Genomic DNA, 22,625 nt, shown 5'->3' with positions numbered 1-22,625 from the left:
AGAGAGAGAGGATATTATGACCACCCATCGACTCGCGTTAAGCCTCGTCGCCGGCACGCTGATCTTCGGAGCAGCCCCCGCCCTCGCTTCAGAGCTAGGCACAGAAGGGATCGGGTTCTACATGGCAGTCTCAGGGCAGGTCGGTGTGACGCATCCCCATAACGGGCAAACCCTTCCGGTCAAACTTCATGACCAGGTGCTGTTTAAGGATGTGATCCAGACCAAGGAAGAGTCCAGAACCAAAGCGTTTTTCCAGGACGACAGCATGCTCACGGTGGGTGAAAGTAGCCGGGTCGAGATCAATGAATACATCTACAACCCGGAACAGAACGTCCGGAAGGCCGTGGTGAAACTCCTGCAAGGCCAGGTGCGGGCCCTCGTCAGCAAGGTGTTCAAGGCCAACGGGTCGAGATTCGAAATCCATACCCCCTCGGCTGTCGCCGCGGCGAGAGGCACCTATTTCACCGTGTGGGTAGAGAACGGGCGGTCAGGGATCATTAATATCGGAGAAACGGGACGTGTGGATTTTACCTCGGGCGGAGTAACCGTGGCCGTCGATCCAGGCTACTTTTCCGTCGCTTTGGAGGGAAAGGCTCCCTCGGTTCCAGCGCCCCACCCCCTCAATAATCAAATGGACAATCTCCAGGCCGGATCGAGCCTGAAACATACGCAGCGACCTGCCTCGAGCGCCCTCCTGACTCATGATGCCGGTCGCACCGTCACGACCCAACGTGAGAAGGCAGAACTGATCCTCGCTTCTGTTCCCGGGGGACTGGCCCGAGCATTGATGGCAGTCGAGCTCACAACCCTGCGCGAAGGCCCCCTCGTTGAATTGCCGGCACAAGCCCTTCAAGCACTTAACGTAGATGGGCACTTGGTCAAGGCCATGACAACCCTGGCCAGTCTTTCCAACGAGTCTTTGAACGGGGACGCTGGGGGCACGACAGCGGGGCAGGGAACCGGACAGGTCAGCGCGAGCGTCACTGTAGGCGGAAGCACAGGAGCAACGGCGGCGGTGACTGCCGCTCCTGTGGCATCAGCCACGGTGACTGTCGCGCCGGTCACGGCTGTCGTGGCTCCGGTTGTGGCTCCGGTCGTGGCTGTCGTAGCGCCGGTTATAGCTCCAGTCGTGGCTGTCGTGCCAGTCGTACCGGTCGTACCTATAATCCCGGCGGTCCTTGCGATTCCCCCTGCGGTCATTAATGGCGCCCTGAATTTGCTCGGACATTAGGGTCCATCGATCATCGCTGTGGCTCCTGCGGCCCTTGCCCCAACCGGGCAAGGGCCGCAGCAGTTTAGGCCGGTGATCGAGCCCTACATACCCCAGACCCTCCTCTGCAACTTCCCGCCCCCACATCACGCCTCCCCTGGACAAAAGCTGCTGCGGACTGTGCAAATTGTCTTGTCCCGCCAATACATCCAGGCACAATGGTACTCAGTGAGTGGGAAGCCCCTTCGTTGGCCTCGAACGCTGGATGGACTGTCGTGAGCCTCTCGACACACAACTACTCGGATACCGGATTTCGACTCGGGCTCTGGCTGGGCCTGTCTGTCACGATCGGATTAGTATTCCTGACCTGGCTGGGCCCCAACCTCATCGTGCGGCTCGACAATACTGCATTGGATTTACAATTCAGGCTGCGAGGCGAACGAACTCCCGGCCAGGAAGTCGTGCTCGTCCTGGTCGACGAGAAGAGCCTGAAAGAGATTGGACGATGGCCCTGGCCCCGCAACACACAGGCCCGCCTCCTCGATCGAATCCATGCAGGCGAACCGGCGTTGATCGGCCTCGACATTATCTACGCCGAGACGGAAACCTCCGATGAGATTCGCGACCTGAGGGCCAGGCTGGCCGGAGCAGGAAGGGGTGAACCCCTGCAGGGCGAAACAGGTCGCCTATTGGAGCAAGGACTCCTTGCGTTAGACAGCGATCAGCGTCTCGCGGAAAGCCTCGCCCGGGCAGGCACCGTCGTCTTGGCCATGCCTTTCTTTGTGCCGGAAGGCCCCGTCGCCGAGACCACTCAGGACAAGGCTCACGGGGTCCCCGAGAGTTTGAAGAAAAGCGAGTTCATGCTGGTCCGGCAATCAGGGTCCTCGGCAGATTTCCACCCCTATGACGCATCCGGCATCCTGCCTCCACTCAACATCTTTGCCAGGCAGGCACAAGGGCTCGGACATGTCTATCGATTGCCGGATCACGACGGCGTGACCCGCCGAGAAGTACTCGTCCTGCGCCATGACGATGCCTATTATCCCTCGTTCGCGCTGGAAATCGCGCGGTTGTATCTCGGACGCACGAGAGAACAAATGGCCTTAGTGCTTGGAGAGGGAATCCAGATCGGTCCGATGGCCGTTCCGACGGATCAGAAGCTGCGCCTGCTGATCAACTATGCCGGTCGCGAACGTTCATTTCCCTGGGTGTCTGCGACAGATGTGCTCCACGATCGCATCCCCACCGACTACTTCCGGGGAAAAGCCGTCTTAGTCGGCACGGCGGCCCTGGGAACCTACGATCAACTCAGCACCCCGTTTTCGGCCAATGTTCCCGGTGTCGAAAAAAATGCCACCGTGGTCGAGAACATCCTGCATCAGCGGTTCCTGTCCAGCGGATTGTGGGCCGGCCCCGTCGAACTAGCCCTGGTGCTGTGCTTCGGGCTCACCTTGACTCATGCCCTGCCGCGGGTGCGGGCCATCCATGGAGCATCCTTGGCAGGGATAACCTGGTTGACCTACGTCGGTACAGCACAGGCACTGTTCGTCATCAAGGGCATCTGCCTGCCGCTGGTGATGCCGACCCTGGCCATCGGATCGGTCTTCATGGTGACCACCGTCCTCAATTATGTCTTCAAAGAGCGACAGGCTCGAGAGATTCATTCCATGTTTGCCAGTTACGTCAGCCCTCGAATCGTGCAGGAACTCATGAAGTCCCCTTCGAAGGCGACGGTGGGGGGGCAGCGCAAGGAGTTGACGATATTGTTCACCGACCTGGTCGGGTTCACCTCATTCAGCGAGCACCGTTCGGCAGAAGATGTGGTCGAGCAGCTCAATGAATATCTCAGCGCGATGACGGACGTCATTTTCAAGTGGAATGGCACCCTGGACAAATTCGTCGGTGATGAGATCGTCGTCTTTTGGGGGGCGCCGCTGGACCAGCCGGACCATGCCGAATTGGCCGTCCAATGCGCGTTGGAAATGCGGGCCAGCCTGACGACACTCCAGGCCGGATGGAGGGCCCAGGGAAAACCGATCCTCGACAGCGGAATCGGCATCAACACGGGCATCGCCCTGGTCGGTAACATTGGCGCCGAAGGCAAAAAAATGGATTACACCATGATTGGTGATCAAGTGAATCTGACCGCGCGTATCCAAGGACTCACCAGAACGTTGGGCCATCCGATATTGCTGACCGAATTCACCGTATCGAAGCTGGCCCTGGAAATCCGTCGTGACACAGCGGACCCTCTGCGAGACTGGCGCAGTCAGGTGCAGGTCAGAAAGCTTCAGATCGTCACCGTCAAAGGCCGCCAGGAGCCGGTGGGAACCTATACCATAAAATATCGAGCGGCGAACGCCGGACAGGCGCAACTGGAATCCCGCGCGAGTTGAGCCCCTGCGCATTTCAGAGCTGAAATGGTCGATTCGCAAGGTCGCAGGCCGCGCAGCCTGCTCAGCCGACCTTGCGAATCGTCTGGTGGGACTGCGTGGCCTGGTATACGTGATGGCCTGCGAATAAGTCGACGAGTTCAGAGTCCAGCTTCCCCTCCTTCGCCTGACTTTCAAGATATCCGAGCGCAGTGGCGGACGGAATCGCCGCTTTGTAGGGCCGGTCCGAGGCCGTCAAGGCGTCGTAGATATCGCAGATGGTCATCATGCGGGCCTGCAACGGGATCTGATCGCTCGACAGCCCGCGGGGATACCCACTGCCATCCAGCTTTTCATGGTGACTCCACGCGATCGCAGGAACCTGCTGCAGCGCCCTGCTCCAGGGAATTTTCGACAGGAATTCGAATGTGTGGGTGACATGCCGTTCGATCTCGTTCCGTTCCTGCCGCGTCAAGCTTCCATGGAGCACCGACAACGCACCGAGTTCCTCATCCGTGAGGAAAGGACGGGGCCCGTCGTATGAACGGTACTCCATACGGGCGATCTCCTTCAGCTTCCCTGTTTGACTGTGAGAGTGAGACGCCGGTTGATTGCAAGTGAGGATACTGGACAGCAATTCGTCGACTTCGCTCATCCGCCGCGCCAGTTGTTCATCCAGTCCGGCCAACAGAGCCTGCTTCTTTTCTCCAGCTGTAGATTCATAGACACGGAGTTTCCGGCGTAATGTATCAACCTCCATCGTCCGCTTGATGAAATCAAATCGTGCCTTGATCAGTTCCTGCTGGGCCGGATATAGTTTTTTGGCTTTGAGCAACAGGTTCTCACGAATACCGACCTTCCCGAAATCGTGAAGCACCGCGGCATAACGGATTTCCTTCATTTGATCCGCCGTAAACTGAATCCCCGCATAGAGTCCGGACCGGGTCAGGCTGACCTCCTCCGCAAGGCGACAGGTCAAGGTGGCCACACGCTGACTATGGCCACTGGTGGTCGGGTCACGGCTTTCGATGGCCTGCACGCTCGCGGAAATGAATCCCTCGAAAAGCAGATGAATGTCCTCGTAGAGATTGGCATTTTCAATGGCAATGCCGACTTGATGGCCGAGCGCGACGAAGTTCTGAAGGTCGTCCTCATCGAACGATTGACCGGCGTTACGATTGATCGCTTGGAGTACACCCAGGAGACGCCCGTGTGCCGTGACCGGTACGCAGACCATGTTACGTGTGACAAATCCGCTGGCCTGGTCCACCTGTCCAAAAAACCGCTGATCGCGCTGGACGTCGTTGACGATGAGCGGCTGACCGGTCCGTGCGACATAGCCTGCGATGCCCTGTCCAGGCTTGAGACGTGAGGCGCGAACGGCTGCGCCCTTTTCGCCATGGGCCACCTCGAAGTACAACTCCCCGGTCGCGCCATCCAGCAAGAGCAGGGAACCGGCTTCGGCGTTCATGAGCAGGGTGGCCGCTTCGATGGCATGGGTGCGGATGGTCGTCGGATCGAGGCTGGAATTCAGCAGCGCGCTGATTTCCTGAATCTGTCTGAGGGAATGGTCTGCCATGGTCCCGTGTCAGAGTGGAGTATCGCCTGTCCCGTCGAGCACGGTCCTCACGCTCTGCAACAGGGCATCAGACGCAAAGGGTTTCTGGAGAAAGGGCACTTTGCTCCTCGCGACCCCGGCTGCGACGAGCGTCTCGTCAGGGTAGCCGGACACATAGAGCACCTTCATCGACGGGCGGATCGGAACGACCCGGCTGGCCAACTCCCGTCCGTTCATGTGAGGCAGGATAAGATCCGTCACTAGAAGGTCGATGGTACCTGAATATTCCTGGCAAATACGCAACGCTTCTCCGCCATGGCTGGCTGCCAACACGTGATAGCCGCTGGCTTCAAGCAGTCCGCACTCAAGCGTGCGGACCTGCCCCTCATCTTCCACGACCAGGACCGTCTCTGTTCCGAGCGAAGCGGCAGGAGCCTCGTGAGGAGATGCCGCCACCTCGACAGGCGCCCCCACGGAGGGCAGGTAAAGGTTGAAGGTCGTACCGACCCCCGGCTCGCTGGAAGCCAGGATCTGACCACGGCTTTGTTTCACAATCCCATGGACGATGGAGAGGCCCAGCCCGGTCCCCTTGCCAGGATCCTTGGTGGTAAAGAAGGGTTCAAACAGTTTCGAAAGGGTATCCTTGTTCATCCCACATCCGGTGTCAGTCACCGAGAGGACGCAATAGGCTCCCGGCTCAAAATCCAGGTACCGGCTGGTAAACGTCTCATCGAGGTCACGTTGGACGATCCCGATGGTCAAGGTCCCGCCCTGAGGCATGGCGTCTCTCGCATTCACCGCGAGATTGATCAAGACCTGCTCCAACTGCCCCGGATCGGCTTTGACCCAGCCAAGGCTGGGTCCGACGGTTGAAATGAACTGGATATTTTCTCCGATCAAACGCCGCAACAGTTTCTCCACATTCGCGACGACCTCATTCAATCGCACGACTCGCAGCTCAAGGACCTGTTTCCTGCTGAATGCCAGTAACTGGGTCGTAAGCCCCGTGGCCCTGTCCGCAGCCTTCAGCACCTCTTCGGCATGCAATCGCGTCGGCGAATTGCCATTGGCGCCCATGACGATCAGTTCGCTATAGCCTCGAATCACCGTCAGCAGGTTATTGAAATCATGCGCCACGCCTCCCGCCAGGCGACCGACCGCTTCCATTTTCTGCGCCTGCTGAAGCTGGACGTCCTTGACGCGTAACGCCTCAACGGTCTTCGACTGTTCAATGGCGGAAGCGGCAATAGCGCCGAGCACGACCAGCGTATCCAGGTCGTCACGGGTGATCGGGCCCGTGTTCTTGTTCAGGATTTCGATAACGCCGATCGGGTTGCCTCCATGCCGCTTCAGGGGCACGACGATCATGTCACGGGATTGAAATCCGGTCAGCATATCCATCGCGGAGTAATGGCGCGCATCCTTTTGCACCGTAGAGATCACTTCCGGGTTGCCGGAGGTAAACACCGCGCCGGCAATGCCCTCGTCCCAGATAATGCTGGTCCCTTGCAACGACGCGGCAGTCTCTCCGACGACGTAGTGAAACACCAATTTCCGAGTCTCAGGGTTCGCGAGTAACACGGACCCCGCATCTGCTCCGATGACATCAAGCGCGGCATGCAGAGTTTGACGAACCATGTCGTCTACATGGGTGTACTGAAATAGGGCTTCGCTCAACTGGCGAATCGCTTTCAATGCAGAGGACATCTGTGCACTCCGTCTGTAACGACCGTATCCCGGAATCCCTAGCCCCCGGTTCAGGCAGAAAGGAACAGCAGCCGAGGGTAAGCAGCCAGGCCAGCCCAACGGCGATGAGCCTGTTCCACTTCCGCCAGTCTATAAGATTGATTCTAAACTCAGAAGACTTTTTGAGAATGTCGACAGGCAATCGGTTCAGACGTGATGCGGGCATTGATCGGAGCACGACGGAGCGGTCGCGTAGTATCCCACACTGAATCAGACAGACGTAACCCCCTCTGGGGTAGATGCTGAACCGGAGAGGGAAGCGAGGACAGTCATCGGCCATGCTATGCAAGATCTCCAGGGCTACCAGCCGCTCGCGGAACGGACGGAGCTCGTGCGGGTCGCGCAGGGGGCGGAGAAGGTCGGGGTGGTCCTGATGATGGAGATTCCGATCGCGGCGTCCTTGGCCAAGAGCCCTGCGGCAGGCCTCCTCGTCATGGTGGCCGGACTGGCGACGGTGGGGATCTCTACGCTAGTCGGCCTCGTCACGCTGCCGGTCGAGTGGGACGCCAGTTTCAGACGTGCCCTTCCAGTCTTCCGACAGGGCAATTACCTGTCGCCCGAATACGAGCGGTAGCGCGCAGCATCCTCACCACAGCCGCGCTCACCTACGTGGCGGCCTCCCTTGCCAGCCTGCTGAAGCTGTGGCGCTGGATCGCCCTCCTACGGCGATAGGCTCGGTCACGCCAGGTTGCCCGACTGAGGGTTGGTTAGTAATACGGTCTGTTCGGTGAGTCCCGGGCCATCCCCTGGAAGGAGAACCGAAGCAGTTTTCTGGCAACTGGATGTGGCGGGGACAGACGCGAGAGAGGTCGATTGCAGGGCTGCAATGTTGGTTGCCGCTGATGCGCGGTCAAGGGAGGATAACTATCCCATGACCGTCCAATCCTGGCCATCGGACAGTCCGAACTGCGTCATCTATGGAAGATGTATGGTGAGCCGGCTGGGCCTCGAACCCAGGACCCTCGCCTTAAAAGGGCGATGCTCTACCAACTGAGCTACCGGCTCACTGAATGTAGGGGCCGAATTCTACCACCGACGATCGGCCTCTGCCTAGAGAGAAAATTCACCAATTACCGCGCACGTGGGCGGGTCTTGAGGGGGTTGCGGAGCACGATGGTTTCACTGCGATTCGAGCCGGTCGAGATGATGTCGATCGGACATTCGGCGATTTCTTCGAGATACTGGAGATAGCGCTTCGCTTCTGCGGGAAGCTGTTTATAGGTGGTCGCGCCGGTCGTGGCTCCGGTCCACCCCTTGAAGGTCTTATAGACCGGCTCGCAGTCGGTCAGGGCTTGAAGGTCGGAGGGCATGTCCCGGTAGAGTTTTCCCTGATAACGATAGCCGGTACAGACTTTGAGCTCCTTGCAGCCGTCGAGCACGTCCAGCTTGGTCACGGCAAGGGACGTGAGTCCGTTCACTTTGGTGGCATACCGCATAACGACGCCGTCGAACCAGCCGCAGCGGCGCGCACGTCCGGTCGTCGAACCGAATTCCTTGCCTCGGGCCTGGAGCCCCATGCCCACTTCATCGGTGAGTTCCGTCGGAAACGGCCCGCTGCCGACACGAGTAGTGTAGGCCTTGACGATGCCGAGCACCGCATCGATCTTCGTCGGGCCCACGCCGGTTCCGGTCGAGGCACCGCCGGCCGTTGAACTGGAGGAGGTGACGAATGGATAGGTGCCGAAGTCCACATCCAAATGCGTGCCTTGCGCCCCTTCGAACAGGACGGTCTTCTTCGCGTCGACCATCTTATTGACAAGCATCACGGTATCGACGATATGGCTCTTCAGCCGATCGGCATAGCCCATATATTGCTGGAATATCTTGTCGACCTCGAACCGTTCCATCTTGTAGAGCTTCTCGACAAACCAATTGACCTCAACGAGGTTCTCTTCGAGTTTGGTTCGAAAGGCTTTCGGATTGAGCAGATCGCCCATTCGGATGCCGATCCGCGAGATCTTATCGGCGTAGGAAGGGCCGATCCCGCGACCCGTCGTGCCAATTCGGCGTGAGCCCTTCGACTGTTCAGCTGCTTTATCGATGGCCTTGTGGTACGGGAGAATGAGATGGGCGCGCTGGCTGACGACAAAGTTATTGCCGATCTTCACCCCTTGCGTCTCGAGATGGTCCATCTCCTCGATTAATGAGGCAGGATCCACGACAACGCCATTTCCGATGGCGCACAGCGTTCCGCGATAGAGAATGCCGGAGGGGATGAGGTGAAACACGAAGGTGCCCTGGTCATTGATCACGGTGTGCCCCGCGTTGGACCCACCCTGATAACGCACCACCGCATCGACGTCGCGAGCCAAGATATCCACAATCTTGCCCTTGCCTTCGTCGCCCCACTGCGCCCCGATGACTACGAGATTGCCCATCGCCTGAAATACTCCCAAAAAAAGAGCCCTGGCCAGACCGAAAGCCAGAGCCGAGGGGCCATGGTAGGGATGCCTCTATCGTTTGTCAAGAACCGTGATGAGGCATTACCGCTCCGTCTCTTATGCGCACGTTCCGCGAGCACTAGAAACTGGTGGGCCAGCCTGCGTTACTTTTCTTGACTGCTGAGGGAATGCCGTGTTAGCATCACCGCTGTTTTGCAAGGATTTTCGCCTATTTCCAAGCCAATCGACGTGGGGCTGTAGCGCAGTTGGGAGCGCGCGTGAATGGCATTCACGAGGTCGCCGGTTCAATCCCGGCCAGCTCCACCAAATTTTCAGGTCAGCGGCACAGGGCAAGGGGTTAGAGGTACGAGCAATCTTCAGAAGTAGCTCCTAAGTCTCACGCCAATCCAGACTCCTCAATTCATCGCCTCTAGCTTTACGCCGCTAGCCCCTAGCCAGTCCGGGGAAACATGCTTCAAATCGAGTCCGTCTATAAACAATATTCCACGAGGGTTCTGCTTGAAGGTGCCACAGCGCATCTCCGCCCCGGCTCGCGGGTCGGCCTGGTGGGGCCCAATGGCGCCGGCAAGACCACGATCTTCCGCATGATCCTCGAAGAGGAATCACCGGATAAAGGCAGCATCCGGAAGCGGCCTCGACTTCGCATCGGGTACCTCCCTCAGGAACTTGAAACCATCACGGGCAAAAACGTCCTGGACGCCACGCACCGCGATCTCTATCCAGAGCATGAGGCCGAACGTATCCTCATGGGGCTTGGTTTTTCCGAGATCGACTTCACCCGTGAAGTCGAAAAGTTGTCAGGCGGCTATCGCATGCGTGTGGCCTTGGCGCATCTGCTGCTGACCAAGCCAGATGTCCTCATGCTCGACGAGCCGACCAACCACTTGGACAAACCGACGCAACGCTGGTTCGAGCAATTCCTTCTGGAATCGGAGATGACCCTGTTGCTCATCAGCCACGACACGGCCTTTCTGGATCGTGTCGTCACGCACATCTGGGATCTCCGGCATCGTAAGATCGAAGAATATCGCGGCAACTATACCTCGTTCCAAAAGATCCGCGCCGAACGAGACGCACAGCAAGAGGCCGCCGCAGGACGCCAGGCGAAAGAGGTCGCACGCGTCCAAACCTTCGTCGATCGATTCCGCTACCAGGCGAACAAAGCCAGCCAGGTCCAATCGCGCATCAAGCAGCTTGATAAGGTCAAGATGATTGAGGTGAAGCGCGATCCCAAACGGGTGAAGTTCAAATTCCCCATCCCCCCAGCGAGCGGCCGGCAAGTGCTCGAACTCCAGGGCGCATCCAAACGCTATGGAGAAAAAGTGGTCTACGAAAAAGTCGAGTGTTCGATCGAACGGGGTCAGCGAGTGGCGCTGGTGGGAGAAAACGGGGCTGGGAAAAGTACGTTGCTCAAGATGCTGGCAGGCGCGCTGGAGCCGGACAAAGGCAAACGAACGGTCGGCCATGGTGTCACGCTGCACTATTTTGCTCAGCATCAGGCCGAGACGTTGAACCCGGAACATACCATCCTGGAATCTCTCACCGAAGTGTCCAACCAGGCGGAAACGAACTTCCTCCGCGGAATTGCCGGCGCCTTTCTCTTCACCGGTGACGATCAAAAGAAACCCATCAAGGCACTGAGCGGAGGGGAACGCAATCGCGTTGCACTCGCGCGGATGTTGGTCGAACCGGCGAATACGTTGCTGCTCGACGAACCGACCAACCATCTCGACCCGGCGTCGGTCGATATGTTGACTGATGCACTCTCGGAGTTCCCCGGTACGATCATTTTCATTTCCCACGACCCCACCTTTCTCACCAGAGTCTGCACGCGCGTCATTGAAATCGAAGAGGGCAAGGCCCGCAGCTTCACCGGTGACTATGAATATTACTTGTGGAAGAAAGCGCAGGAACTCGAATCCATCAAGGAATCGAGTGACGACCTGAAGGGAGTGGATCGTGAAAAAACCGTCGGGCCGACCAGAGCCATGGCGTCGCAAGCCCCGGCCAAGTCCTCATCCGGAGATCGCCGCGATTTGAGCAAGGCCCAAGCCCGCCTGGAGAAGCAGCTCGTGCGGGCCGAAGCCGAGGTCGCCGACTGTGAAACGAAGATCAAAGCTCGGGACCTCGAACTGGCCAACCCCGCACTCTATAAAAATGAATCCACCAAGTGGAGTGCGCTGCAGATTGAGTATGACGGCTGGAAGAAGGATCTTGTGCGGCTCACGGCCAAGTGGGAAACACTCTCAGCTGAACTGGAAGACGTGAAACAAAAACTGACGGCTTTTGCGTAGTAAAATCACTGCGGGACAGGCAAGACTAGCGGGAGAAGCGAGAGGTAAGAAATCAGGAATTGCCTGTCGAGGCCTTGACTAGACCGAGGATCGAACAGTTTCTTCAAGATAATAGTACAACCAGCGGTTCTTCTCTTTCGTCACCAACTCGTCCCAGACGACGCCGATCAAAAACCTCTTCTCCCACGGCTTCACCCATGCGACTTTTCCGTCGAGACGCTCCATCTGTTCCGCACGGTCAGAATCGAGAAATGCCAACGACACCGTCACTGACTGAGCCTCCGCCAACTTCTCTTTCGTATGCAGGCCCGCGCCGACTTTATTGACGTTATCCAACACAGCCGTAATTGCCTTCGAGCCACTCTTCGGCGAAATCAACGCGGAGCCGACCAACGTTGCCCGCACAAGCTTACGCCGTTCGTTTGTGGCGGCAATCGATGCAGCTAGCTTCGGGCTCTGTCGTTTCATGAGCCTAAGTATAACCGATTAGAAATCTTTGTCCACCACTCTGCCTGCCCCCTATTTATGCGTCCTTAGGTCGATAGTACCGACGGCCCTTGAGCGATTCAGGGAGGTGCCCCTGCGCCTTGGCCTGAGGATCGTCGTGGACATAGCGATAACCTTTGCCATACCCGAGCCCCTTCATCATGGAGGTAACGGCATTCCGTAAATGGAGCGGAACCCCTAGATTTCCATGAGCTTTTGCATCTTCCATCGCCTCAAGGAGTCCGACATAGGAGGCATTATCTTTGGGCCTGGTGGCGAGGTAGGTCGTCCCCTGGGCTAAATTGATCTGCGCCTCGGGGAGCCCCACAAACTGCACGGCCTGGGCGACCGCGGTTGCCACTAGCAGCCCCGTCGGATCGGCATTCCCTACGTCTTCGGAAGCAAAAATAACCAGGCGACGGGCGATAAACTTCGGATCCTCTCCCCCTTCCAACATCCTGGCGAGCCAATAGAGCGCGCCGTCCGGATCGGAATCACGCAGGCTCTTAATATAGGCGGAGATGACGTTGTAATGCTCTTCCCCTGACTTATCGTACCGGATCGACTTTTTCATCAACGCGGCTTCCAGCGCCGCGCCATCGATCACGCGCGTCCCATCAGGCCCAGCCGGCTGCTGTCTAACGACAAAATCCAGCGCGGTCAGAAGCGCCCTCGCATCGCCGTTGCCATAGGCCGTCAATCGCTGCCTGGCCTCTGGCGAAAGGCGAGCATTCCATTTCCCCAACCCGATCTCTAGATCTGTGAGCGCCCGATCAAGGATCTGCCCAAGCGCCTCATCCGATAGGGGCTTGAGCACAATGAGCAGGGAACGAGACAGCAGCGGTGAGATCACTTCGAAGGAGGGATTTTCCGTTGTCGCGCCAACCAGGATAATGGTTCCCCGCTCGACATGAGGGAGAAAGGCATCCTGCTGTGCCTTATTGAAGCGATGAATCTCATCGACGAAGAGAATCGTCCGTTGACCGTTGATCGCCTGACGTTGCTCCGCAGTCTTGATGATGGCCCGCAACTCAGGAACACCCCCCGTAACCGCCGAGAAAGGCACGAACTGCGCCTTGGTATGACGTGCGACAAGATGAGCCAGCGTGGTTTTGCCAGAACCTGGCGGCCCCCAGAAGATGACGGAGGAGAGTTGATCTGCCTCGATCGCCCGGCGCAACGGTCGATCCGACGCCGTAATATCATCCTGCCCGACGAAGTCCGCAAACTCTCGCGGGCGCAGACGTTCGGCCAACGGAGCCTCAACGGATTTCTCTCCCTCTGGAGTCCCAAACAAATCGGACGTCTGATCGTGTGAAGGGGTCATCTGAATCCTCAAGAATGGGGAGAATTGTATACGCCGGGCGAGATGATCGCAAACGCCAGCCACATCGTCGCAGTCTTTGCCTCCACATTCGTCCAGGGGTCACGCATTGACCCCTGGCTCGACTTGGTCCCATGAACTTGTGTGTGCCCTGTGCCCTAAAAATCAGCGGGATGCCATTCCCAAGAAGCCAGACGGAACAACACGAGCGGCAGCGAGTGGAGGAGCATACGAGGGAACGAGGAGGGCGATAGGACCTGCCACGAAGGACGTTCAAAACGTTCATCCGGCAAGGCCGCAGCCGATGGAAGCATCGGAAGCGTAGCCTCATGGCTACGTTGAGAATGCTTTCGAGGCGAGAGCGCAGCCTAGGGAAAGGCGCGTCTTGGCGCGCTGAGGTTGGGCGGATGAGAAGGGAGACCTTTTCAACGTCCTGCTTAGTCGGAGTCGCCGACGTTGCTCCGACGTATCAACTTGAGAAACTCTATCCTGGTTTGCGGCTGTGTACGGAAGGCGCCCAGCATCGAACTGCTGACCGCGACCGTGTTCTGCTTTTCGACGCCCCGCATCATCATGCAGAGGTGCCGCGCTTCAACGACCACGCCGACTCCATGGGCGTTGAGCTTGGTCTTGAGGGTTTCGGCGATCTGTACGGTCAGCCGCTCTTGGACCTGCAACCGGCGCGCGAAGGTATCCACGATGCGCGGAATCTTGCTCAGCCCCACCACCTTCTTATTGGGCAGATAGCCCACATGGACCTTGCCGAAGAACGGAAGCAAATGGTGCTCGCACATGCTGAAGAAATCGATGTCCTTCACGATGACCATCTCGTCGTACTCGATCGGGAACAGCGCGCCGTTTAAGAGTTGGTCGATATTCCGCTGGTACCCCTGAGTCATGAAGGCTAATGCCTTAGCCACGCGCTCTGGGGTCTTCATGAGGCCGTTGCGGCCGGGCTTTTCGCCGAGGGCAAGCAACATCTCGGTGACGAGAGATTGCAGCACGTCCAGATCGGCCGGTTTCCCACTTCCGTTGACGTCTTCAATCGGACGCCCACTCTTCCGCCTGACTCCCTGCTTAGCCATTTCGTCCCTCTCTGAGCACCGGGGCATGTGTTGCCGACCCCGCATACTCGAAGTAATTGTCGCGCGTTTCGATGAGCCCGACCTTTTCCAACTGCCCGTTGGGCAGGTGCTTCAGGAGAAGGTCCCAGATCAGTAACACCAGGTTTTCTCCCGTCGTGGTGAGATCGGCAAACTCAGGATCTTGGTTGAGATCCTGATGGTCGAATCGCGTAATCACCTTGTCGGCCACGGTCCGATCCAGCTGATCAAGGTCCACTCCTGTATTCGTCGCGGTCGGGACCGTACTGTTGACGGTCACCAAGACGACATAGTTATGGCCATGCCCATTGGCATTATTACACTTTCCAAATGCCGCCACATTTTCAGCGGGGGATAATTGATCCGTATGCAGCCGATGTGCCGCGCAAAACCGATACCGCCTTGTCACACTCGCCTGTGCCATCGTGGATTCAGCTCACATTCATCCGGAAAAACGGAAAAGCCAGAATTGCCCACATACACGGACAATCCTGGCTCCCCTATTCATTCAACGAAACAACTCGCGCCACTCCAGCGCACATCCCTTAGGCGCTGAAAGAGCTGCCGCAGCCGCAGGTCGTCTTCGCTTGTGGATTCTTGATCGAGAACCCGGACCCTTGGAGGCTGTCCACGTAATCGACTTCAGCTCCCTGCAACAATGGCGCGCTCTGCGAATCCATGATGACCTTGACGTCACCCTTCTCAACCACCGTGTCGTCATCGCCCATCTTGGACTCGAACGCCATCCCATATTGATACCCGTGGCAACCGCCGCCCTTCACGTAGACGCGCAAGCCGACGATATCCTTCTCTTCAATCATCAATTCCTTGATCTTCTGCTCTGCAATCGCCGTAATCGTAACCATATCTAATCCTCCTCGTGTGACCAGGCCGTCCTTCGAAGACCTGCCTGGAATGGCTTAGTGTAACATCTCTTTACCGAATTTCAATACCCTGCGACTCTACTTGCGTCGTCGTGGGTGCAACCCACTTACCCTCTGGGACCAGAACCACCACGTCTCCGAGCACTTTGGCTTGGCATCCAAGCCGATGCCACGGTTCACTGAGCGCCTCCCGATCGAGAAGATCCTGTTCATCGAAGTCGATCTCCGACAGATTCTCGGCGCCCATCTGCACTTCAACCCGACAGGTGGTGCAGGAGGCATTCCCACCACAATCGTTATTCAACGTAAACCCGAGAACCTTCGACGCGTCCAAGAGGGACGTATTCTCCGGAACTTCTCCGCTCTTGCCATCAGGATGGAGAAATGTCACGCGCGGCATCGCAATCCCTCTCAATGCGCCGTTGCACCAGCCGCCACCGGCTGATAGGGGCAGCGCTGCAACCGGATATGTTCCTCGAATTCGTGACGGAACAGTTTCATGCTGCTCTGCACCAACACCGCAGCCCCCGTGACCAGCGTGCAATAACCCGTCCCCTTCACAAACCCGCAAAGCTGAAGGAGGCTATCCAAGTCTTTCTGCGTCCCCTCTCCCTGCTCGATCTTGGTCATCAGTGCAGCAAGATTAATGGTCCCCATTCGACAGGGTGGGCATTGTCCGCAACTCTCGCCTTTGAAAAAGTTCGAAAAATGCAGCGTCTTCGCCACCATACAGGTGGCATCATCGACCACAATCATGCCGGCTGACCCGAGTCCGGTGCCGGCTTTCTTGAGCGAATCGAAATCCATTGTCAGATCGAGCTGATCGGCCGTGACCATCGAAAAGGCCGGTCCACCGGGGAACACAGCCTTGATCTTGCGTCCACCAGGCACGCCGCCGCCGCAGGTATCAATGAGTTCCCGGATCGTGATCCCCATCGGCCTCTCGTACACGCCAGGCCGATTCACGGCGCCACTGAGAGAGAACATCATCGTGCCGGGACATTTCTCCGTGCCGACCTCCGTAAACCAGGCTGCGCCTTTATGGATGATCCGTGGAATGTTGCACAACGTTTCGACATTATTGACCAGGGTCGGCTTCCCGTAGAGCCCGAAGTCCGTTGGGTAGAACGGGGGCTTCTGCCTCGGCATCGCCGGCCGCCCCTGCATCGATTCGAGCATCGCTGTTTCTTCACCAGCCACATAACTTCCATGGCCCTCGAACACTTGCAGATCGATATCCATCCCACTGCCCATGGCATTCTTGCCCAGGAACCCTCGTTCCTTCGCCTGAGCCAACGCTTTCTTCAAATTCTCGCGTTCTTCGTGGTACTCGTGATTCACATAGATAAACGCCGCCTTGGCTTGCACCGTATAGGCCCCGATGAGGCAGCCTTCGATGAGCTGGTGTGGCGCTAACTTGAGGAGATGACGGTCTTTAAATGTACCCGGCTCATGTTCGCCCGCATTACAGACGAAGTAATGTTCTTTGACCCGGTGGTTGAGGACCTTTTCCCACTTGATGCCGGTGGGAAAGCCCGCGCCTCCTCGGCCACGGAGCCCGGCTTTCTTCAGTTCATTGACGATATCGGTCGGACTCAGCTCTTTGACGCACTTCTTCCAGGCCTCGTAGCCCCCGATCTTCAAGTAGGCATCGATATCCCATGGGTCGCCGTCAAGCGTTTGGAGAACTCGCGGGTCAGTCGCAGTCGTCATGCGCCCTTCCTTACCGGTTTGGCTCACAATGCGGAGCGTTACTATAAAGTGCCTGGCCGGTATTCGTCAAGGCAATGGCACGATAATAGGCCTGAATCTCAACGACTTAGGGCCAGCGACCCATGCAATACAGGACATATGGGCCATCTGTGCATGGCAGGGGAACGATGGAGGGGGCTGAGGCAGGGACGGGAAGAAAGGAACAAGGCCGGCAGGTCTCCCCGCCAGCCTTGCTGTTCAACATCTTACTTGAAGTGGCTGCCGGCTCCCATGAAAAACAACATGGGAATCGACAAGAGCACGTTGACCCGTGAAGCCAGGAGCGCGGTCCGGCCCCATTGAGCCATTTCTGCCGGCGCAGGAGTTCCCTGGGCTGCGGCCGTCACCGCGGCAATGATCTTCTTTTGAGCCGGCCAAATAATCGCATGGACGTTGATCATCATGATAATGCCCAAGGTCCCGCCGATTCCCAGCGCAATCGCGCCGGTTCCCCCTTTGGCATACAGGTAACCATACAGCGCAATCCCGGCGAGCACCGTGACGGTCGCCCCATGTCTGAAATAGTTGAGCGCGGGGGGCATCAGTTTGGGAATGACGATATTTTTCGTGGGACCATCGAGGCTCTTGAGAAAGCCTCCGTTCACGAAGTTGAAAAAGTAGAGAATACCGATCCAGGTAATCCCCGCGATGAAGTGAATCCATCGGAAGATCATCCCAACCCAATCCACCTCACCGGCACCGATGCCCGTAACGCCCAAAAACACCGCAATCAATACAACTGCAAGGACAAAGCCTACCCCCGCTGTCTGAAACGCATCTTCAAGAAATTTCATTGCATCTCCTTATTAAGTGTACTGCCACGTCGCTATCTCTACCGCCGGCCCGTTTCTGCTGTCGCGCTGACCTCGAACACGATCACATTAGGCCATCAACCGATCGACTGTCGCGCAGAGCTCGCGCACGGCATGAGCCGAATTCGCCAACCCCGCCTGCTCCTCTGCCGTCAATTCATATTCGACCACCTGTTCCGCCCCGCCTCGGCCCAGCTTGACCGGAACCCCCACCACCACATCCTTCAATCCATACTCGCCCTCGCAGAGCACGGCACAGGGCAATACCCGCTTCTGGTCCTTCATGATCGCCTCGACCATATCGACCGCCGAGGCCGATGGGGCATAGAACGCACTGCCGGTCTTCAAGAGACCTACGATTTCGGCTCCGCCTTCGCGTGTCCGCTTGACGATCGCATCCAACCGTTCCTTCGACATCATGTCAGAAACGGGTTTCCCCTTCACCGTCGTATAACGAGCCAGCGGTACCATCGTGTCGCCATGTCCCCCCAAGACCATGGCCTGCACGTCGGGCCCGGGCACATTCAATTCGGCCGCGATGAACGCGCGCATGCGGGCAGAGTCGAGCACGCCCGCCATCCCCAAGACCCTGGATTTTGGCAAACCACTGACCAGCCTCGCCACATGGACCATCGCATCCAACGGGTTCGTGATGAGAATCAGGATGACGTTCGGCGATCGAGACACCAATTCTTTGACAACCGACTTCACGATCTTGGCGTTCGTGGTCAAGAGCTCGTCACGGCTCATCCCCGGCTTGCGGGGAATACCAGACGTGATCACCGCCACGGCTGAGCCGGCCGTTTCATCGTAGCCGTTGGTGCCTACCACGCAGGTGCTATAGCCGCAGACGGGACCGGCCTGTGAGATATCGAGCGCCTTCCCCTGCGGAACCCCCTCGACAATATCCACGAGTACGACCTCGTACTCGTTCTTCTCTGCCAGCCGTTGCGCCGTCGTGCCTCCGACGTTCCCCGCACCCACCACCGTAATCTTCGGTCTCCCCATCATCTCACCTCTATGGTTCGTACTGGCTCCCTACTCTCAGGGCGATGTGCGCCTTCATCTGCGCACCGCGAACAAGCCCGCCTCATCATTCGCATTCTGCAGGGCCAGAATGCAACCGGCTTGTATTCAATGCCCCCCCTCATGCTCCGTCCAACCCGCGACTTTGAAATTGATCGTGCAGACGAAGTTGTCTCCGTCGTAGAAATTCACTTTGATCTTTTTCTTGCCATAGTTCTTGGCAAGAAAGGCGTCCGGATCGTCGACCAGCTCTTGAAATCCTCCCGCTGGATATTCTCCAAGGTCGTGGAACACGACGATCATGCCCACCTTCACCTCTTGAAGAATCTTGGCCCAACAGCGAGGATAGACCTCCCAAAACTTGGCATCGATCATCTCCTTCGTCGGCTCTTGGCGATCTTCTCCCGGCTTGGTCGGCTGGGCGAACTTCGCTAAGCGACGAACATAGGGATACTGATTCCCTGAAAACAACTTATAGAGCCAAGGCGGCACAGTCGGTCGGTCAGTTTCATTGGCCATGTTGTATTTCTCGTGAAACGTGAAAAGTTGAGCCCGAAATTACGACGCAATCCTTCCGCGATATCCGACCTTTCATGTCTTACGTCGTGAGCCGTTGGTAAATCTTCGGCAATCGCTTCGGCAGCGCTTCCAGATGATCGATGACGGCAAACTGCACGTCCCCATACATTCTCCGGACGTACCCGTCGGCCTCCCGATCGATCGTAATACAAAACGGATGGACCCCCCGCTGCCGCGCCTCTCGTAACGCCGCTTTGGTGTCTTCCAGCGAATACTCATCTTTATAGCCGTCATCGAGCGGACGTCCATCGCTGATGAGGACGAGCAGCCGCGTCCTGGCTTCGCGCGCCAGTAATTTGGCGGTCGCATGGCGAATGGCCGCCCCATCACGATTTTGCTGCATGGGGACCAGTCCGCCCAACCGCTGCGCCGCCTTCCCGCCCAACTGGTCGTCGAAATCCTTGATCACCAGAAAGTCCACTTGCCCGCGGCCCTGGCCCGAGTAGCCATAGAGCGCATATTGATCTCCGACCGCCTCAAGCGCTTCACAGAGCAGCACGAGCCCCTCTTTTTCCAGGTCGATCACGCGGCGGCCACTCCCTAGCTGACGACTGGTCGACCCGCTCACGTCGACCAGAAAGGCCGCCGCAACATCCCGCTCTTTTCGCTCCCGCCTGACATAAATACGATCCGAGAGATCGATGCCCGCCGCGCGCTCCGCACACATACGAACTGCCGCATCCACATCCAGCTCGTCGCCATCGGCTTGGCCAGGCACCCGCCGCAGCCCCGGGGGCCGCAGACCTTCAAAGAACCGTCGAAGGGCGGAGACCTCACTACCATGTGCGCTCAACGTCGCCGCCACAATATCCCCGCTCCCCTCCTCTGCGGCACGTTCGACGACGCGACACCAGTTGAGGCGATAGTCATCGATCCCCTGATCCCATTCCGGATAACGCACAGCACGATCGCCCGGTCCGGCATGATCGATCGGCGCCGGCTGCTCGACCTTCACGGCCAACAGCTCTTCCACCTGGGACGGCAACTGCCGCCCCCCGGCGAGCCGATCCCCTTCCGTCTCCGTGCGTGTACCCCCTCGATTCTGTTGACCCTGCGACGAAGCTTCTTGCGATCCGCCTGCTGCGCTCGCCATCCGTTGAATCTCTTCAGACTGCTGCTGATCGTCCGCCGTCCGTCCGTCCTGTGCATTCTGACGAATGAACTCAGGATTCATGGCCCCACGGTACACCCAGTTGGTGATGGGGCGATAGTCCTCACCCGTCTGATCGGAAGCGGAGGGGCCGACACCCAGCTCTTCTGACGCGTCACCGGCCTGATCGGCCTGGATCATCGCCCCTTTCGGCGCCAATAATTCTTCGAGCTGTACATAGAGCGCATGGGCCAGACGCACGGCCTCTTCCGCCGTCGCCGTTGGAGCTTGAATGGCCTGGCACATCGGCCAGAGGACAGCGATCTCGTCCTTAATAGCCTCATGAATCGCAACAGGCTGCGACGCGGCGGTGGACAACTGGAGCAATTGATCGACGACGAGCTCTTTGACCGTCAGCCCATGTGTCAACGACCGCGTCGTGATCGCCTCTCTCGCGAATTGTTGGAGATCCCGCTGGAGCCCCGGATACTCTCGCTGCAACAGATACTCAACCCGCGCATCCTCCACCAGCGTCCATAAGTCCTGGATCAGGCCCGGATGGGGATAGAAACGGAATAGCGATGCCAAACTGTCCGGGTCAACCTGTTTCACCCGGCCATACTTCTGGCGCAGAGCCATGACCACGTCCGCGAGCGGCTCAAGCGTCAACTGGTAGGTCCCGAACTCGACGTGCCCCGCTTCGTGAGCCGCCATCACCAGATACAATCGCGTATTCTCCTCGGCTGTGGGATAGCGGCGAAGGAGTGCCGGCAGCGAGATCGTGCGCCCGTCCTGGCTCACCGTAGGCCGCGCAGCCGTCTCCTGGCTCAGCGAATCTGGAAGCGCCTGAATCGTCAGGTCCGTGCCGCAGAGCCCTTGCACGAAGAGCTTGATGGTCCGCGCGACTTGCCGAAGCGGCACACCGCTTAAGGCCGCTTCCACCGAGGTCAGCGCCTTCTGCGACTCCAGGGCAAAATAGGCTCTGGCTCCCTCGACACTATAGGCCAGCACTTCCATGCCCGCGGTAAACCAGGCCTCAAATCGCGCCATGGCTTCGGCAGACGCGCCGATCACCGCCACCAATTCAGGCGCGCGGCGCAAATAAGTCAACGCCGTGTCGGCATCGCGCTCGGCCACTAAGGCCCCGTACTGCAATATTTTCAGTCGCCACCCCTCATTTGGCACGGCACGCAACAAACGGGGCGATTCCGATAACCAGGCAATGCCGGCCCCGGGATCCCGTTCAGCCAGCAACGACCCGACGGTAATGACCTTGGCCCGCACCGACTGGTCTTCGAGATCGCCGAGAATGAGCGGGCTGGTGCGGAGGAATTCGATGGTCCCGAAATAATCGGTCTTACCGAAACTATTCTGGGAAATGAGTTTCATCCCGAACGTCGCCCAGGCTCTAGCCTCTTCGATCGGCAATACGCGGGCCACCGCGGGAATTTGGCGGATATACTCCAGGGCGACGACAAAATCGACCTGCGTCAGCTCGAACCCGATTTCCAACCAGGCCTCTAGCTGATCCGGCGAAATGACCGTGACCGCTTCCGCCGACACGCGGAGGAATTCCAGCGCCACATTCGCATCCTGCTCGGCCAGTTCCAACGCAGTTTTCAGAACCAACGACCGGCCAGAGGGAGTCTCGATCAAGCCCAACACCAGCGGGCTCTCCTTGAAATATTTCAATCCGATCGCACCGGATGAACCGGCGAGCGCAATCCCCAAATCCAGCCAGGACACCGCATCGCTGAGCCGATCCCGGCGCTGCAAGTCAGGGAACGACTCGATCGCAGCGCGGGCAACCTTCGGAGATATTTCATCTAGTTCATCGAGCAGCAGCAACACGCCTTCCGCTTGATTCGGCTTGACCGAGACTTCGACGAGGCGAGCGACCAGGTGCTGGGCCGTGGATGGTCCTAGCTCCTCCGCCAGCTTTGCGATCAATTGCTGATGGGTATCCGACATCTCGATTCTCGATCCA

Annotated in this window: 18 protein-coding genes and 2 tRNA genes; 5 read left to right on the top strand and 15 right to left on the bottom strand. The window is 58.1% G+C overall.

The genetic code is table 11. The features are described from left to right. Window positions 1–16 precede the first annotated feature (16 nt). Together Q8N00_05915 and Q8N00_05910 are read left to right on the top strand one after the other, a co-directional pair. Entirely contained in the window at window positions 17–1,231 is a 1,215-nt protein-coding gene (locus Q8N00_05915) for a FecR family protein (GenBank protein MDP2382322.1), read from the top strand. A gap of 254 nt (window positions 1,232–1,485) precedes the next feature. Continuing rightward, window positions 1,486–3,606 carry an adenylate/guanylate cyclase domain-containing protein gene (locus tag Q8N00_05910; protein MDP2382321.1) on the top strand — a complete coding sequence of 707 codons (2,121 nt, stop codon included), beginning with the start codon at window positions 1,486–1,488 and terminating at the stop codon, window positions 3,604–3,606. A 61-nt stretch (window positions 3,607–3,667) separates the two neighbouring features. On the opposite strand, the gene Q8N00_05905 is transcribed toward Q8N00_05910, so the two are convergent. Both Q8N00_05905 and Q8N00_05900 read right to left on the bottom strand, forming a co-directional pair. Further along, window positions 3,668–5,161: an HD domain-containing phosphohydrolase gene (locus tag Q8N00_05905; GenBank protein ID MDP2382320.1), complete on the bottom strand. Its 1,494-nt coding sequence runs from the start codon at window positions 5,159–5,161 to the stop codon at window positions 3,668–3,670. Window positions 5,162–5,170: 9 nt separating this feature from the next. Next, complete coding sequence (locus Q8N00_05900; GenBank protein ID MDP2382319.1) at window positions 5,171–6,847, bottom strand: ATP-binding protein; 1,677 nt, start codon at window positions 6,845–6,847, stop codon at window positions 5,171–5,173. Window positions 6,848–7,169: 322 nt separating this feature from the next. Here Q8N00_05900 and Q8N00_05895 point away from each other — a divergent pair, with 322 nt between their 5' ends. Continuing rightward, entirely contained in the window at window positions 7,170–7,460 is a 291-nt protein-coding gene (locus tag Q8N00_05895) for a zinc metallopeptidase (protein MDP2382318.1), read from the top strand. A 355-nt stretch (window positions 7,461–7,815) separates the two neighbouring features. Here the strand turns inward: Q8N00_05895 and Q8N00_05890 are convergent. Both Q8N00_05890 and Q8N00_05885 read right to left on the bottom strand, forming a co-directional pair. Next, window positions 7,816–7,891, bottom strand: a tRNA-Lys gene (locus Q8N00_05890). Between the two features lie 65 nt (window positions 7,892–7,956). Next, window positions 7,957–9,264, bottom strand: coding sequence for an adenylosuccinate synthase (locus Q8N00_05885; GenBank protein ID MDP2382317.1), 1,308 nt, complete (start codon window positions 9,262–9,264; stop codon window positions 7,957–7,959). Between the two features lie 254 nt (window positions 9,265–9,518). Here Q8N00_05885 and Q8N00_05880 point away from each other — a divergent pair. Both Q8N00_05880 and Q8N00_05875 read left to right on the top strand, forming a co-directional pair. Beyond that, window positions 9,519–9,594: transfer RNA gene (locus Q8N00_05880), tRNA-Ala, on the top strand. A gap of 143 nt (window positions 9,595–9,737) precedes the next feature. Further along, a complete protein-coding gene (locus Q8N00_05875; protein MDP2382316.1) occupies window positions 9,738–11,582 on the top strand; it encodes an ABC-F family ATP-binding cassette domain-containing protein in 1,845 nt (614 codons plus the stop codon). Window positions 11,583–11,660: 78 nt separating this feature from the next. Here Q8N00_05875 and Q8N00_05870 read toward each other — a convergent pair whose 3' ends face one another. The 11 genes from Q8N00_05870 to Q8N00_05820 form a co-directional block, all read right to left on the bottom strand. Then, complete coding sequence (locus Q8N00_05870; GenBank protein MDP2382315.1) at window positions 11,661–12,050, bottom strand: PilZ domain-containing protein; 390 nt, start codon at window positions 12,048–12,050, stop codon at window positions 11,661–11,663. Between the two features lie 55 nt (window positions 12,051–12,105). Continuing rightward, window positions 12,106–13,395: a replication-associated recombination protein A gene (locus Q8N00_05865; protein ID MDP2382314.1), complete on the bottom strand. Its 1,290-nt coding sequence runs from the start codon at window positions 13,393–13,395 to the stop codon at window positions 12,106–12,108. A 434-nt stretch (window positions 13,396–13,829) separates the two neighbouring features. Continuing rightward, complete coding sequence (gene folE / locus Q8N00_05860) at window positions 13,830–14,477, bottom strand: GTP cyclohydrolase I FolE (protein ID MDP2382313.1); 648 nt, start codon at window positions 14,475–14,477, stop codon at window positions 13,830–13,832. Beyond that, window positions 14,470–14,919 (bottom strand): 6-carboxytetrahydropterin synthase, encoded by a 450-nt coding sequence (locus Q8N00_05855; GenBank protein MDP2382312.1) that lies wholly within the window; start codon window positions 14,917–14,919, stop codon window positions 14,470–14,472. Before Q8N00_05855 ends, folE begins: the two co-directional genes overlap by 8 nt. 121 nt (window positions 14,920–15,040) lie before the next feature. Next, a complete protein-coding gene (erpA, locus tag Q8N00_05850; protein ID MDP2382311.1) occupies window positions 15,041–15,361 on the bottom strand; it encodes an iron-sulfur cluster insertion protein ErpA in 321 nt (106 codons plus the stop codon). Between the two features lie 70 nt (window positions 15,362–15,431). After that, the gene (locus Q8N00_05845) at window positions 15,432–15,779 is read right to left on the bottom strand and encodes a 2Fe-2S iron-sulfur cluster-binding protein (protein MDP2382310.1); all 348 of its coding nucleotides are present in this window, start codon (window positions 15,777–15,779) and stop codon (window positions 15,432–15,434) included. An 11-nt stretch (window positions 15,780–15,790) separates the two neighbouring features. Further along, on the bottom strand, window positions 15,791–17,092 hold the full coding sequence (gene nuoF, locus Q8N00_05840) for an NADH-quinone oxidoreductase subunit NuoF (protein MDP2382309.1): 1,302 nt from the start codon (window positions 17,090–17,092) through the stop codon (window positions 15,791–15,793). A gap of 245 nt (window positions 17,093–17,337) precedes the next feature. Next, entirely contained in the window at window positions 17,338–17,925 is a 588-nt protein-coding gene (locus Q8N00_05835; GenBank protein ID MDP2382308.1) for a urate hydroxylase PuuD, read from the bottom strand. Between the two features lie 87 nt (window positions 17,926–18,012). Further along, window positions 18,013–18,951: a malate dehydrogenase gene (gene mdh / locus Q8N00_05830; protein ID MDP2382307.1), complete on the bottom strand. Its 939-nt coding sequence runs from the start codon at window positions 18,949–18,951 to the stop codon at window positions 18,013–18,015. Window positions 18,952–19,077: 126 nt separating this feature from the next. Then, entirely contained in the window at window positions 19,078–19,488 is a 411-nt protein-coding gene (locus tag Q8N00_05825; GenBank protein ID MDP2382306.1) for a hypothetical protein, read from the bottom strand. A 79-nt stretch (window positions 19,489–19,567) separates the two neighbouring features. After that, entirely contained in the window at window positions 19,568–22,609 is a 3,042-nt protein-coding gene (locus tag Q8N00_05820) for a VWA domain-containing protein (GenBank protein MDP2382305.1), read from the bottom strand. Between the last annotated feature and the right edge of the window lie 16 nt (window positions 22,610–22,625).

The sequence above is a fragment of the Nitrospirota bacterium genome, assembly GCA_030684575.1.
Lineage (GTDB): Bacteria > Nitrospirota > Nitrospiria > Nitrospirales > Nitrospiraceae > Palsa-1315.
The sequence above is the reverse complement of the archived record's forward strand: the minus strand, read 5'-3'. Positions and strand labels throughout refer to the sequence as shown.

Excerpts from the sequence above, each read along its gene's own strand:
- Q8N00_05885 (MDP2382317.1), bottom strand. The coding sequence starts at position 9,264 with ATGGGCAATCTCGTAGTCATCGGGGCGCAGTGGGGCGACGAAGGCAAG.
- Q8N00_05875 (MDP2382316.1), top strand. The coding sequence starts at position 9,738 with ATGCTTCAAATCGAGTCCGTCTATAAACAATATTCCACGAGGGTTCTG.
- Q8N00_05905 (MDP2382320.1), bottom strand. The coding sequence starts at position 5,161 with ATGGCAGACCATTCCCTCAGACAGATTCAGGAAATCAGCGCGCTGCTG.
- folE (MDP2382313.1), bottom strand. The coding sequence starts at position 14,477 with ATGGCTAAGCAGGGAGTCAGGCGGAAGAGTGGGCGTCCGATTGAAGAC.
- Q8N00_05900 (MDP2382319.1), bottom strand. The coding sequence starts at position 6,847 with ATGTCCTCTGCATTGAAAGCGATTCGCCAGTTGAGCGAAGCCCTATTT.
- Q8N00_05870 (MDP2382315.1), bottom strand. The coding sequence starts at position 12,050 with ATGAAACGACAGAGCCCGAAGCTAGCTGCATCGATTGCCGCCACAAAC.
- mdh (MDP2382307.1), bottom strand. The coding sequence starts at position 18,951 with ATGGGGAGACCGAAGATTACGGTGGTGGGTGCGGGGAACGTCGGAGGC.
- Q8N00_05835 (MDP2382308.1), bottom strand. The coding sequence starts at position 17,925 with ATGAAATTTCTTGAAGATGCGTTTCAGACAGCGGGGGTAGGCTTTGTC.
- Q8N00_05865 (MDP2382314.1), bottom strand. The coding sequence starts at position 13,395 with ATGACCCCTTCACACGATCAGACGTCCGATTTGTTTGGGACTCCAGAG.
- erpA (MDP2382311.1), bottom strand. The coding sequence starts at position 15,361 with ATGGTTACGATTACGGCGATTGCAGAGCAGAAGATCAAGGAATTGATG.
- Q8N00_05855 (MDP2382312.1), bottom strand. The coding sequence starts at position 14,919 with ATGGCACAGGCGAGTGTGACAAGGCGGTATCGGTTTTGCGCGGCACAT.
- nuoF (MDP2382309.1), bottom strand. The coding sequence starts at position 17,092 with ATGACGACTGCGACTGACCCGCGAGTTCTCCAAACGCTTGACGGCGAC.
- Q8N00_05845 (MDP2382310.1), bottom strand. The coding sequence starts at position 15,779 with ATGCCGCGCGTGACATTTCTCCATCCTGATGGCAAGAGCGGAGAAGTT.
- Q8N00_05915 (MDP2382322.1), top strand. The coding sequence starts at position 17 with ATGACCACCCATCGACTCGCGTTAAGCCTCGTCGCCGGCACGCTGATC.
- Q8N00_05820 (MDP2382305.1), bottom strand. The coding sequence starts at position 22,609 with ATGTCGGATACCCATCAGCAATTGATCGCAAAGCTGGCGGAGGAGCTA.
- Q8N00_05825 (MDP2382306.1), bottom strand. The coding sequence starts at position 19,488 with ATGGCCAATGAAACTGACCGACCGACTGTGCCGCCTTGGCTCTATAAG.
- Q8N00_05895 (MDP2382318.1), top strand. The coding sequence starts at position 7,170 with ATGCAAGATCTCCAGGGCTACCAGCCGCTCGCGGAACGGACGGAGCTC.